Raw genomic sequence first — 12,537 nt, 5'->3', positions numbered from 1 at the left:
GGTGCGCTTTCCGTAGGCGAATTAAATTCGCCACGGGTCGCACCGCTCCCGATTCCCGATTCCCCACTCCGGAATTATGAGTTGTCTAGCAATGACCGAATTAGAGAACGTAGCATTCTTCCTAAAGCTTCACACTCACCTAAAATCGGATTAACCGCGACCGAGTTAGCCAGTTTAACTCTGACCGATAAGAAAAGATGGGTTTCCAATTCTTTGAGAGAGCCTTGAGCTATTCTAAGAAATTGAACATATTCTCCTCGATACTCCCGTCCATATCCCTCTGCAATATTAGCAGGAATTGATGCAGCTGCTCTCCTTATCTGTGCAGTCATCCCATACATTTCCTGTTTAGGGAATTCTCTGGTGATAACATAACAACTCTCCGCTACATCCATTCCCTTTTGCCAAACTCGCAAATCTTGATAAGACTGAATTTGACTATAATTGCTCATGCTTCAACTAGAGTTCGGGAATCGGGAGTCGGGAATCGGGAGTCGGTAATCGGGAGTACCTCTATGATAGAAACGCGCTTATCCCTATGGTTGTCAGTCTCCGAAAACATTTGCCATTTATAAAATTATTAGCTTTTGTATACTAAGCGTTCCCACTAGACATCTCCATAAACTCGGTTTTGACCCAGGCAGTGCAAGGGTTTGAGGTTAATTTTTGGAGATGTCTACTATTTTTTGATAAATAGTCACACATCGATTCCCAATTCCCGATTCCCGATTCCCGATTCCCGTTCCCCTCCTGGGAGGGGTTAGGGGTGGGTTCCGATTCCCGATTCCCGATTCCCGATTCCCTCGGTGCGCTTTCCGTAGGCGAATTAAATTCGCCACGGGTCGCACCGCTCCCGATTCCCGATTCCCGACTTCTTCATCCTTTTGCTCTACGATACCAACCCACAATCCGGTGAGGAGAAACCCCCAAATGATAGGCAACGATCACCAGTTGGTTAATTAATGTAGTTTTCACAACCCCTAAGGTCTGCCAACGGCGTCCTGATGTTAGCACAGGTTGACTAAGGATAGTTATTTTACCTAGGTGGCGGAGGCGTCGCATCAAGTCAAAATCTTCCATAATCGGTAGATTAAGAAAACCCCCCAGGTCTGTAAACACCTTAGTCTTGATAAAGATAGCCTGATCACCGTAAGGCAGAGAGCAAAAACGCGATCGCAAATTCACCATCCGCTCAATTAGCCTTACCCCCCGCAGGTTAGCATCAATGGCTAATTCAAAGGCACCAGCCACGGTGTCATGGTCTTGTAACCCTTCGCGAACTAAGGTATCAAATCCTTTAGGTAAACGGGTATCAGCATGGAGAAACAGTAGAATATCTCCAGTAGCAACCGCAGCCCCAGCATTCATTTGACTAGCGCGACCGGCACCAGCAGCTATAATCTTAGCACCCATTGATTGTGCGATCGCAACAGTTTCATCATCACTGCCCCCATCTACCACAATCACTTCCACATTAGACGCTTCCCTAACCGTAGCCAAAGTATCAGCTATGTGACTAGCCTCATTGAGAACCGGGATGATAATGGAAATTTTTACTATCACGCAAGACGTTTAGGCATTGTTTCTGACAAATTAGCATCCTTGAGTAGGAAATAACCAATGTTCCCTTAATTTGTATCCATATTTAGACATTTATTACATTAAAGGGATATAATAAAAGGTAAACTAGGTGGTCAGTGGTCAGTGGTCAGTGGTCAGTGGTCAGCGGTCAGCCTATGCGCTACGCGCACGCTACGCGAACAGCGGTCAGCCTATGCGCTACGCGCACGCTACGCGAACAGCGGTCAGTGGTCAGTGGTCAGCCGTCAGTGGTCAGCCGTCAGCTTATTTTATTGAAAAGCACCATCTGTAGTGTGGCACAGGCTTTGGCCTTGGCCTTTTGGCCTTTTGGCCACGCTACGCGAACGGCCACGCGTGCGCGTTTGGCCACGCTGTGCGAACGACGCTGTGATAACCCATAAGCTGATAACTAATAGCTGATAATAACTGATAGCTGATAGCTGATCACTGATAGCTGATAGCTGATCACTGAAAGCTGATAGCTAATAACTGATAGCTGAAAGCTGATAGCTGAAAGCTGATAGCTAATAACTGAAAGCTGATAGCTGAAAGCTGATAGCTGATAGCTAATAACTGAAAGCTGAAAGCTGATAGCTGATAGCTGATAGCTGATAGCTGATTAAACTTAATTAAAATAAGGTGATAAATCCAACATGTCAGGGTTAACCATTAGTATTGGAGAAGCAGCCAGTGAGCTAGGGGTCTCAGTTAAAACCTTAAGGAGGTGGGCAGATGCAGGAAAGATTAGGTCAAAACGGTCTCCTAGTGGTCATAGGCGATTTTATGTAGCTGATATCAAACACATTACACCACGAAATGTCGGTCAGATCGATGATCGGATAACCATTAACTATGCCCGTGTTTCAGATCAAGACCAAAAAGAAGATTTAGTCAAGCAAATCAAGATTTTAGAGTCTTTTAGTACTGCTAATGGTTGGCAGTATGAGACAATTCAAGATTCAGGTGCCGGAATCAATTCCCAAAATAAAGGCTTACAGAAACTGCTCAAGCGAATCATGCAGGGGAATGTTGGCAGAGTTGTAATTACTCACAAAGATAGGCTGCTTAGAGTTAGTGCTGAATTAGTCTTTGCGATGTGTCAAGAATTCAATACAGAAGTAATAATTATCAACAAATCATCAGAAGACATCAGCGTTGAACAAGAATTAGTCAAAGACATCATGGAGCTGATCACAATCTTTTCAGAAAAACTCCATAGTGCTAAGAGTTCCAAAACGTAAGCTATTAGCTTTCAGCGAACAGCGATTAGCGCTACGCGCACGCTACGCGAACAGCGAACAGCGATTAGCGCTACGCGCACGCTACGCGAACAGCGAACAGCGATTAGCGCTACGCGCACGCTACGCGAACAGCTTTCAGTGATCAGTTATTTAATGAAAGAGATAAGCATTCGTTTAATCTGAGTTAAGTCCCAGCGTCGTTCGCACAGCGTGGCCATTCGCGTAGCGTGGCCAAAAGGCCAAAAGGCCAAGGCCAAAGCCTGTTCCACAAAGCTGTTCGCGCAGCGTGAGCCTTTAGCTCACCGCTGACCGCTGACCGCTGAATGCTTATCCCGATTCCCGATTCCCTACTCCCGATTCCCGATTCCCGATTCCCTACTCCCGATTCCCTACTCCCATCAAATTTGATACTACCCACAGATCCTCTGGGCGGTCAACATCAGTAAGCTCGGAAAGCATCCCGATAGTTAGGTTAAGACTGTTAGCAATATCCACGGTTTGCTGCAAAACCTCAGATGTTCCCCAATTCACTCCCACAAACAACTCTGGAATCAATCGACTTAGACCAACCAGATAGTAGCCGCCATCCTTAGCTGCTCCAAGTACTAAATCATGATTGTCTAGAGCCTCAAATGCCTGATTCATCACCGAACTATTCAAATCGGGGCAATCAATACCAATTATCACAACTTTGGTCATGCTTTCCGCAAACGATAACTGAAATGCCGTTGTGATTCGCTTGCCCAAATCCCCATCACTCTGAGGTTTATAGACCAGATTTGAGCCTAACCAATTCTCCATTAGCTGTTGATTACCACCAGCAAAATGGATTTCTACAGACACAGGGCGACCAGTTGTAAATTCCTTGACCTGGGCAACAGTGTGTTCCGTCATGCGACGTTGAAGCTTTGCCGCACCATCCGCTCCTAGAGCTGGTATCATCCGGGTTTTAGTCTTTCCCGGCTCTGGATAGCGGCTGAAAATAATTAAGCGTTCTGTCAGTATCATTATATGAAGGGAATAGGGAGTAGGGAATAGGGAGTCGGGAGTCGGGAGTCGGGAATCGGGAGTCGGGATTAGGGGACAATAATTATCACAATTACTACACCGATTTTTAAGCACCTACACAGAATTAATTACCTATTGCAAATCTCTGTAACCCTTACCCTGCAAAGCTTTTTTTTTGTAAAATGTGTAAGTAATTTTGTGTACCTACTTATAGCATTTTGAGTTTAGTTATTAACATAGTCGCGCTTGGGAAAGGCAAGAGGCAAGAGGCAAGAGTAAAGAAAGTATATAGGTATTTTTGGTAAGGTCAAAAATGCTCATCATTTGATAGCTGATAGCTGTTCGCGTAGCGTGCGCGTAGCGCTAATCGCTGTTCGCTGATAGCTGATAGCTGATAGCTGATAGCTTACATCCCTATTTTTTCCAAAACTTCTTGGGCAAGAGACCGAAATTCTTCTGAAGCCATACAATATGGTTTATAATCCAACACAGACACAGGAGACGGTATATCCTGATTGTCTACTTTTTCAACTTGTTCAGCACACTTGGCCAAATCATCTCGATCGAAAATAACACTCTTCATGACATCAAAGCCATAGCGGTCGGAAATTGCTTTGATCCGTTTTGGCAAGGTATGCTGTATGAACATATTATTGGTTGCTATTTTACAAGGCAGCACTCCCAAGACTTTAAGTGGCGGCTTAATTTTGAGTTGTTTTCTATAGCCATTAATCGCTATGATAAAATCTTTAACATTCAGTAATCCTTGATTAGAAAAAGGCTTGAGGTCTGAAGGAATGATTAAATAGTCAGCAGTAATCAAAGCAATTCTAGCATATAAATTCCAAGATGGCGGGGTATCAATAACTACCACATCATAGTAAGTTTTAACATCCTCTAGTTTATCCATCAGCATTAGAAAGCTAAAATCAAGCTGATTGATATCAAGCTCATATTTCATGAGATCGATGTGAGCAGGAATCACCTCAATTTCTGGATTGCTGAAGTCAGATTTTCTAGCTACTTCCGAGATTGAGAAGAATTCCTCAGATTGCAAAACATGGAGAATATTACACTCTTTGATATCATCAAATGCTTCGTCATGAAATTTCACCAGTCCGGTAGCAAAAGTAGCATTCGCTTGGCTATCAAGATCGATGATCAGCACTTTTTTGCGGTTTTTTCGGATAGCTGCCCCTAGGTTAACCACCGTTGTGGTTTTCCCGACGCCGCCTTTGTTATGGTATACTGCAATGACCTTCACGTTATGTTACCTCTTTTTGTCAAAACTGGGATACACCATTTCTATAGTCAATATGAAAGGCGGTGTTGGCAAGACTACCACCACCGTCAACCTTGCTACCTGTCTTGCCAAAGATTATGGCATGCGAGTATTAATCGTTGATCTCGATACCCAGATTAATGCTACCCTAAGCCTGATGCCTCCAGTCCAATTTGCTAAGCTGAAGAAGGAGGACCGAACCTTAAAAAAAATAATTAATCAAGTGATTCAGTCACCGACTCAGGCATATATTCCCATTGAACAAGCGATTCAGCGCAATATTTGTCGAGTGGATGGACTAGATTTATTGCCAGGGGATATCGAAACCTACAATGATTTTCTATTGGCTGCATTGCTGTTTTCTCAGTCAAAGGATAATCCCCAAGAGTTTGAAAACAACTGGAATCAGCTAGAAAATTATTTAATTAAGCGTGCCCTTGAGCCAGTTCAACAAACCTACGATTTTATTCTATTGGATTTCCCTCCAAGTGAGAATATTATCACTCGTAGCGGAATTATTGCTAGTGATTTTTATATCATTCCTGCCAAACCTGAACCGTTATCAGTGGTTGGGATTGGTATCCTGGAAGAAGGTCAGATCAAAAAGCTGGTACAAAGCGATCGCTCTGGGATAACCCTGATTGGGATTCTGTTTTTCTCCCTTGGTCACGCCACCAATATGGCGACACAAGTCAAGAACCGATTGACCGATAATTTTGGGAAAGACAAAATTTTTACTATAGAAATTCCCAGGAATGTTGCGGTTGCCAAAGCCGTGGATGAGTTTCGACCTGTGGTCGTCAATGAACCCCAAGCACCAGGAGCCAAAGCCTTTACTCAATTCACTCAAGAATTTATCCAAAAATTATCGAATATTATAACAAATAAATCTAAGAACTAGTTGAGCAGGAGGGTGGAATCGGGAATCGGGAATCGGGAATCGGGAATCGGGAATCGGGAATCGGGAATCGGGAATCGGGAGTGCGTAGGGTGCTTAGGGTGCGTTAGGGGCGGGCTTGCCCTCATGTTCATCCTCGAGCGCAAGTGTTAGGTTGCTGCCCGTAACGCACCACCGGGTCAAACTACATTTTTGCTCATTTTTGAGGAAATTGGGAATTTAGGAGCAAGGCCAAAATAATGATTAAATCTTGGATGGTAATTGCAGCGGTAACCCTGCTAGTAGCATTCGCTGGTAACTTAATCACCAGACCCGAAGGAGTCAGATGGTTCTATCGCCTACGTCGTCCGCAATGGCTCACCTTCGAAGGAGCAATTCCCCTAATCTGGATAACTATCTTTATTTGCGGTGGTTGGTCAGCGTATATAGTTTGGGAGCATGACCCAGGTAGCGGAAGCACCTGGTTGCTGATGGGTTTATATCTACTACTAGAAATCATCACCATGGCTTATACACCAGTGATGTTCCTATTTCGTAGCCTCACCGTTGGCACCATTATTGGTGGCACAGGTGCCTTATTAAGTCTTATCCTGGGTTTACTGATTTATCCCGTATCCCTGGTGGCGTTTTTGTTACTACTTCCCTACATAATTTGGAGTCCGATTGGTACCTACACCACCTGGGAAATGAGGCGACTTAATCCAGGGGCAGCATAATTTATTTGTAAGCATTCAGCCGTCAGCCGTCAGCCGTCAGGTGACGTAACAGAGGATTTTTTTTAATTGTAGTAGGGTGGGCAAAAACAGTTTGGTTAAAATGAGTCTTCTAGATCAGATTACTTTGCCCACCCTACTTGAATTGGGATTTTTTTTAATTGTAGTAGGGTGGGCAAAAACAGTTTGGTTCAAAGGAGTCTTCTAGATCAGATTACTTTGCCCACCCTACTTGAATTGGGATTTTTTTTTACACGCAAGTTTCTTAATTTCATTGTCCTAGAGCTCAGTAATCATCCGTTCCATAAACAGTTTTGCCATCAGGCATCACAGCAAATTGTAAATCAGCGCCTTTTAGATTAGTACCCTTTAATACCGCATCTTGCAAATTGGCGTAACGCAAATTCGCTTTATAAAGGTTAGCACCAGTGAGATTAGCCTCCCTCAAAATGGCACCATAAATACTAGCATGACTCAAGTCAGCATGCTCCATATTGGCACCAGTCAAGTCAGCTTCTCGAAGCTCAGTACGATTAAGAATAGCAGTACTTAAATCAGCATTAGCCAATCGGATATTGAGGAGATTAGCATCACTGAGATCAGCACCTTTCAAGTTAGTATCTTTAAAGTCAGCGCCATCTAAGTCAGCAGAGGTTAACTTCGCGTTTTCAAAACGAGCACCAATCACTTTGGCATCTTTGAGATTAGCGTTCTCTAGGTTACTATCGGATAAGTTAGCTTGGCTAAAGTCAGCTCTGCTAAAGTCAACTCCACTTAAGTCAAGTCCACTCAAATCAATACCCATCAGATCACACTCTACACAGGTCTTGGTTTTTAACATTAACTCAAGCACTTTTGTCTTGGCTTTTGGATGTTGAATGGTCTTACTGGAGTTATCATTAGTTTTTAGGGATATGCTAACCTGTTGCTGAGATGATAGATGAAGAGCAATTGCTATAGTTGCCGCTAAGACCACAGCGATGATTAAAGATAGTTTAATGTTCATAAGCAAAAGCTTGCCCAGATTGACCTGAGAGTCGCACTCTACTTAGAGAGATACAAGAGATTATTCGCCCCTACCGGAATAAAAGTTTAAACTTTTGTATATAGCAATAGCAGCTGTTTGCTGGAATAAGAGTAGAGGCTTTGGCAGAAAGGCGCGATAATAGAGCTAGTTTACCGTTTGCTTGTTGTCACCCTATGCTCCCTGGGTAGACTATAGGGTGTAGCCTATAAAAAAATAGTTACTAAAAAATTAATTTAATTATACCATGAAATCACATTGCACGACAGCGTAAAAATTGGAATCAGGCTATGCTGCTAAAAGCTGCCATCATAGATTACAGCATGGCCAACTAGATGGCAGTTAGATGAAATCTTAAAAGTTACCCACCAAAGCGCGGAATTTAAGGATTAAGGAAGTTCCATTATGTTAGTTTGTCCCCAGTGTCAGTTCGAGAACCCAAATACCAACAAGTTTTGTCAACGATGTGGAACTTCCCTAACCGATAAAAGTTGTCATGAATGCGCTAGCCAAGTGCCCCTAAATGCTGAAACTTGTCACAACTGCGGTGCCTTCACAGGAACGGTTTGGAGGGCAATTATTTCTAAGCAGCAAAATTCGGCAAGGTCCCCCCAGTATTCTCCTCAAACTCCGGTTGAGGTGTCAGACTCCTCAGCTGAGCAGGCTACGGCAGTAGCGGTCTCCCAACCAGAGTCTGACCAGACCGAGAGGGAACTAACCCAGCCAGCATCATTCCTAGAAACAACACAAGAGTGGCTAACTAAATCGGATACTATACTAACAGAGCCAGGGGATGATGGCACCTTGTCCCAAGCATCAACAGTCTTCGCTGATGAAGCATCGATAAACAACAGAAGTGGCTGTGATCAAGTGGAACTAGAATCATCAGAGGAGCCATTACTAGAGATTAGCCCAATACAGAAGAAACCTCAATCTACTGAAGCTTCGAGCTGGTCAATTCCTAATCTCGAAAACCCAACTTCAGAGACAGCAACAATTGTCTATCTAGACCAGGGTAAGCGTTACAGAGTACTAGAACCTGATCAACTCTATCAGATCGGGGAAAGTAAGACAACAGATGATAGTATCTTTGTCACAGTTTTGGACTGCCAACCGTTACAAAAGTCTCCCCTAGAAGCCCTGATTAATCAAACAAAATTGTCTCCAGAGAAATTTGATCTATCCACAACCCTAGAGCAGCCAAAACCTTCCTCGAAAGAAAACGTAGACGTTTGGAAAGTCCTAGATATCCCACAGAGTGCTAAACCCTATTTGGCTCTCAAGGACTTATGTTACCCTAGCGTGCCAGAAATTCATGATGTTTGGCAGCAAAATGGTAAGGCGATAATCCTGCTAGAAAACCGTTCAGAATGGCAGTTACTGAGTAAGTTGTGGGGGTCCGAAGAGTTTTCTAAACTGCAAATCCTATACTGGCTCGATGAAATGGCAAAGCTTTGGCAAGCTCTAGAGCCTTGGCATTGTCGTCAGAGTCTGTTGGAACTGACGAATCTCCGGGTGGATGAAGACCAAGCACTAGGTTTGGAGCGTCTATATCCCGACAGGGAGGAAAATCCCCTAACCCTAGAGGATTTGGGACAACTGTGGCAACGATTATTTAACGAGTCCCAGCGAACTCAATTTACCTCCTTGTCAACGGTTGTCCGGCAGTTGTGTACAAAGGAAATTGAAACCATTGAGGAATTGCGATCGCATCTGCAAGCCATTGCTCACGAACAAGAATCTGACCCATACGAATCCGGTATGGAATTAACTGAGGCTGTAGTCTCAGAAATGGCAACGGCAGACACTCAACCTCCTGATAGCCAGGAATTATTGTCTGATCTACCAGGAATTGAGCAACAAGGGGATGACATGCCAACGGTACTGTTGCCAATGAGCTTGCAGAGTCTCGATGATCTCGGTATTACAGATATTGGTCATCAAAGAGATCATAATGAGGATTGTTTTGGCATCGAGACCCAACTCAAAAAGCAGGAAAATCCCATTGGTCGAACTATACAAGCTCGTGGTTTATATATTCTCTGCGATGGCATGGGAGGGCATGCGGCTGGGGAAGTAGCCAGTTCTATGGCAGTAGAGGTACTCCAGAATTACTTTAAACAAAATTGGCAAGACGAGTTTCCCACAGAAGATAGTCTCAGGAAATCGGTCTATGTAACAAATCAAGCGATTTTCGATATCAACCAACAAAATGCTCGCTCTGGCAGCGGTCGAATGGGTACGACTCTAGTCATGATGTTGATTCAAAATACCAAGGTAGGGATTGTCCATGTCGGAGATAGTCGGGTCTATCGTCTAACTCGCAAACGAGGCTTAGAGCAAATCACTATAGACCACGAGGTGGGTCAACGAGAAATCCAGCACGGAGTAGATCCAGAGCTCGCTTACTCTCGCCCTGATGCCTATCAACTAACTCAAGCCCTTGGACCGCGCAGTGAGCAATTCCTAAATCCTGATGTGCAATTCATAGATATCGCAGAAGATACTATATTCTTACTTTGTTCTGATGGTTTGTCAGATAATGACCTGTTGGAAAATTACTGGCAAACTCACTTAGCGCCTTTACTAAGTTCCCGAGCTAGCCTCGATCAGGGTCTGGTTAACTTGATTGAGCTGGCAAATGAGCATAATGGTCACGACAACATTACACTAATCCTAGTTCGGGTGAAGGTGCGACCAAACTTGGCTCAACCAACATTAAATTAGGTGATTAGTTGTATGTGATTAGTGATTAGCTAGGTGATTAGTGATTAGCTAGGTGATTAGTAGCTGCCAGTAGATTCTGGTTAGTCACTTTGGACAAAGGACAAAACCGACAAAGGATAAAACCCACAAAGGATAAAACCCACAAAGGACTTTGGACAAAGGACAACTGACTATGGTCACACTGACCCTATTAGATCCGTTAAGCCCCACTCCAGTGCAGCAGTGGAGCTTTCAGAGCAAATCTACGATTCGCATTGGTCGTGCTCCTGATAATGATGTGATTGTCGATGACCCGATCGTGTCACGACATCACCTGGAACTCAGGGCTAGTGCTTCCCCATCGGGTCCGATGTGGCAGTTGGTCAATCAGGGTGCCAATGGCACCTTCCTCAATGGTGTCTTGGTTTCCCAGGGGGTGCTGCCGGAAAAGGCTCTGATTCAGCTAGCCCAGAAAGGTCCGAGGCTGCAATTCCAAGTTCAAACCCAGCAACTCCCTTCCCTAGCACCCTTGCCCTTGACTGAGACTACTAAGCCATGCCAACACCAAGGCAATGCACCAGGCAATTTGTTCTGTATTCACTGTGGTCAACCCTTGGTGCCAGTCGAGGGAGTCATTCGCAACTACCATGTTTTGCGGACATTGGGACAGGGGGGAATGGGAACCACTTATCTTGCCTGGGACAAAGTTAACAGCAAGGATGGATACCCACTCCTACTAGTACTGAAGGAAATGAATGCTGACATGGCTCAAATTTCCAAGGCTCAAGAACTGTTTGAACGAGAGGCTCGCACCCTAAAAACCCTGAATCATCCCGGAATTCCCCAGTATTACGACTTTTTTGTGGAAGGGGGGAAAAAATACTTAGCCATGGCTCTGATCCACGGTGAAGATTTAGAAAAACGTGTCTTGAGCACTGGACCAGTCACCTTGCCCCAGGCAGTAGAGTGGATGATTCAGACTTGCGATATCTTAGACTACATCCACGACCGCCAGCCGCCTCTAATCCACCGAGACGTTAAGCCCGCGAATTTGATGGTGCGCCATCGAGATAACCGAATTGTGATGTTGGATTTCGGTGCTGTTAAAGAAATTGGCACAATACCAGGCACACGGATTGGTGCCGAGGGATATAGTGCTCCTGAACAAGACCGAGGTCAGCCTTGCACTCAATCGGATCTTTACGCCATTGGCCCAACTCTCATATTTCTGCTCACCGGGGAAGCTCCTCTAAAGTATTATCAAAGGCGTAGTTCAGGATATCGGTTTGATGTATCAGGCGTTCCCACTGTTACTCCCCAATTAAGGAAAGTGATTGAGCGGGTTTGTCAACCAAGGGCTTGCGATCGCTACCAAACGGCAAAAGAACTGATGCAGGCTTTGGTTGCTTGTATTTAGGAGTCGGCGAAGCATGAATATGAGCAGAAATTTCACGGGCATAATTTGGCGATCGCTAGTGATTAGGATAAGGGGGATAAGGGAATAAAGAAAGGATATACTCACCCTACCCGCGCTGTCTCCTCATCCATGACCAAGCTCCACCTATTGAAGCGTGGACGCCAAATGGGAGCGAAACAAGTCAGATCAAGTCCGGTTAATTACTTCTAAAAATGGTTGATCCCCGTTGTTCGCCTTTTGTTAATTGTCAATTTTGAATTGTTAATAGCTAATTGTTAATAGCCAATTAACCACTGACAACTTTCAATTGTCAATTTTCATATAGACGAACAACAGAGATAGATAAGTACTTAACCTGAAACAGGATCAGATCATTCTTCGTCCCAGGCTTCCACAGCTAGTAAGTCACTGATCGGGTCTTGCATGGTAAACCCGAATTCAGTAAGTTCCTGTTTCCAGTAGGACCATTCGTCCCCATAGAGCAGGGCAATTTTCCAAAGGCTGTCACTGGGTTTAATAATTTTGGATTCCGCCAGTGAACGCACATGGCGTTGCAACTTCACCATGGGGTGAGTAACTGTTTGAGTCATACTCTAAAATCTCTAAATCAATTCTGTTGTTAGATTGGCTTTTGCGAATACCTGAACTACAATGCTTCCCCTTTGCG

General features: G+C 44.3%; 17 protein-coding genes. 7 read left to right on the top strand and 10 right to left on the bottom strand.

What is annotated here, in order from left to right:
- Positions 1-74: 74 nt before the first annotated feature.
- The 3 genes from F6K63_RS14000 to F6K63_RS13990 form a co-directional block, all read right to left on the bottom strand.
- Complete coding sequence (locus F6K63_RS14000; protein ID WP_008181721.1) at positions 75-452, bottom strand: four helix bundle protein; 378 nt, start codon at positions 450-452, stop codon at positions 75-77.
- A gap of 207 nt (positions 453-659) precedes the next feature.
- Positions 660-839, bottom strand: coding sequence for a hypothetical protein (locus F6K63_RS13995; protein WP_287312393.1), 180 nt, complete (start codon positions 837-839; stop codon positions 660-662).
- 37 nt (positions 840-876) lie between these two features.
- Entirely contained in the window at positions 877-1,563 is a 687-nt protein-coding gene (locus tag F6K63_RS13990; protein WP_008181720.1) for a TIGR04283 family arsenosugar biosynthesis glycosyltransferase, read from the bottom strand.
- 134 nt (positions 1,564-1,697) lie between these two features.
- Here F6K63_RS13990 and F6K63_RS13985 point away from each other — a divergent pair, with 134 nt between their 5' ends.
- On the top strand, positions 1,698-1,982 hold the full coding sequence (locus tag F6K63_RS13985) for a hypothetical protein (RefSeq protein WP_154659724.1): 285 nt from the start codon (positions 1,698-1,700) through the stop codon (positions 1,980-1,982).
- 8 nt (positions 1,983-1,990) lie between these two features.
- On the opposite strand, the gene F6K63_RS37825 is transcribed toward F6K63_RS13985, so the two are convergent.
- A complete protein-coding gene (locus F6K63_RS37825) occupies positions 1,991-2,194 on the bottom strand; it encodes a hypothetical protein (RefSeq protein ID WP_502708312.1) in 204 nt (67 codons plus the stop codon).
- A 40-nt stretch (positions 2,195-2,234) separates the two neighbouring features.
- Here F6K63_RS37825 and F6K63_RS13980 point away from each other — a divergent pair, with 40 nt between their 5' ends.
- Both F6K63_RS13980 and F6K63_RS13975 read left to right on the top strand, forming a co-directional pair.
- Positions 2,235-2,822 carry an IS607 family transposase gene (locus F6K63_RS13980; protein ID WP_008181718.1) on the top strand — a complete coding sequence of 196 codons (588 nt, stop codon included), beginning with the start codon at positions 2,235-2,237 and terminating at the stop codon, positions 2,820-2,822.
- The gene (locus F6K63_RS13975; RefSeq protein ID WP_154659723.1) at positions 2,800-2,964 is read left to right on the top strand and encodes a hypothetical protein; all 165 of its coding nucleotides are present in this window, start codon (positions 2,800-2,802) and stop codon (positions 2,962-2,964) included. Before F6K63_RS13980 ends, F6K63_RS13975 begins: the two co-directional genes overlap by 23 nt.
- Before the next feature lie 42 nt (positions 2,965-3,006).
- Here F6K63_RS13975 and F6K63_RS13970 read toward each other — a convergent pair whose 3' ends face one another.
- From F6K63_RS13970 to F6K63_RS13960, 3 genes are all read right to left on the bottom strand, one after another.
- Positions 3,007-3,240 (bottom strand): hypothetical protein, encoded by a 234-nt coding sequence (locus F6K63_RS13970; RefSeq protein ID WP_287312392.1) that lies wholly within the window; start codon positions 3,238-3,240, stop codon positions 3,007-3,009.
- Positions 3,198-3,830 (bottom strand): TIGR04282 family arsenosugar biosynthesis glycosyltransferase, encoded by a 633-nt coding sequence (locus tag F6K63_RS13965; RefSeq protein ID WP_008181716.1) that lies wholly within the window; start codon positions 3,828-3,830, stop codon positions 3,198-3,200. The genes F6K63_RS13970 and F6K63_RS13965 overlap by 43 nt, the downstream gene beginning before the upstream one ends.
- A gap of 406 nt (positions 3,831-4,236) precedes the next feature.
- Positions 4,237-5,094 carry a ParA family protein gene (locus F6K63_RS13960; protein WP_287312391.1) on the bottom strand — a complete coding sequence of 286 codons (858 nt, stop codon included), beginning with the start codon at positions 5,092-5,094 and terminating at the stop codon, positions 4,237-4,239.
- Here F6K63_RS13960 and F6K63_RS13955 point away from each other — a divergent pair.
- Positions 5,084-6,013, top strand: coding sequence for a ParA family protein (locus F6K63_RS13955; RefSeq protein ID WP_353813017.1), 930 nt, complete (start codon positions 5,084-5,086; stop codon positions 6,011-6,013). The genes F6K63_RS13960 and F6K63_RS13955 overlap by 11 nt on opposite strands.
- On the opposite strand, the gene F6K63_RS13950 is transcribed toward F6K63_RS13955, so the two are convergent.
- A complete protein-coding gene (locus F6K63_RS13950; protein WP_287312390.1) occupies positions 6,010-6,138 on the bottom strand; it encodes a hypothetical protein in 129 nt (42 codons plus the stop codon). The genes F6K63_RS13955 and F6K63_RS13950 overlap by 4 nt on opposite strands.
- 111 nt (positions 6,139-6,249) lie before the next feature.
- On the opposite strand from F6K63_RS13950, the gene F6K63_RS13945 reads away from it, so the two are divergent.
- Positions 6,250-6,726 carry a TspO/MBR family protein gene (locus tag F6K63_RS13945; protein WP_008181710.1) on the top strand — a complete coding sequence of 159 codons (477 nt, stop codon included), beginning with the start codon at positions 6,250-6,252 and terminating at the stop codon, positions 6,724-6,726.
- Positions 6,727-7,009: 283 nt separating this feature from the next.
- On the opposite strand, the gene F6K63_RS13940 is transcribed toward F6K63_RS13945, so the two are convergent.
- Positions 7,010-7,729, bottom strand: coding sequence for a pentapeptide repeat-containing protein (locus F6K63_RS13940; protein ID WP_008181704.1), 720 nt, complete (start codon positions 7,727-7,729; stop codon positions 7,010-7,012).
- A gap of 423 nt (positions 7,730-8,152) precedes the next feature.
- On the opposite strand from F6K63_RS13940, the gene F6K63_RS13935 reads away from it, so the two are divergent.
- Positions 8,153-10,474 (top strand): serine/threonine phosphatase, encoded by a 2,322-nt coding sequence (locus tag F6K63_RS13935; protein WP_008181703.1) that lies wholly within the window; start codon positions 8,153-8,155, stop codon positions 10,472-10,474.
- Positions 10,475-10,646: 172 nt separating this feature from the next.
- A complete protein-coding gene (locus tag F6K63_RS13930; RefSeq protein ID WP_044492517.1) occupies positions 10,647-11,870 on the top strand; it encodes a protein kinase domain-containing protein in 1,224 nt (407 codons plus the stop codon).
- Positions 11,871-12,241: 371 nt separating this feature from the next.
- On the opposite strand, the gene F6K63_RS13925 is transcribed toward F6K63_RS13930, so the two are convergent.
- On the bottom strand, positions 12,242-12,460 hold the full coding sequence (locus F6K63_RS13925) for a DUF4327 family protein (protein ID WP_008181701.1): 219 nt from the start codon (positions 12,458-12,460) through the stop codon (positions 12,242-12,244).
- Positions 12,461-12,537: the final 77 nt, after the last annotated feature.

Source organism: Moorena sp. SIO1G6 (assembly GCF_010672795.1).
In the GTDB taxonomy this organism is placed as follows: Bacteria; Cyanobacteriota; Cyanobacteriia; order Cyanobacteriales; family Coleofasciculaceae; genus Moorena; species Moorena producens.
This window is presented reverse-complemented; position numbering and strand designations above follow the sequence as displayed.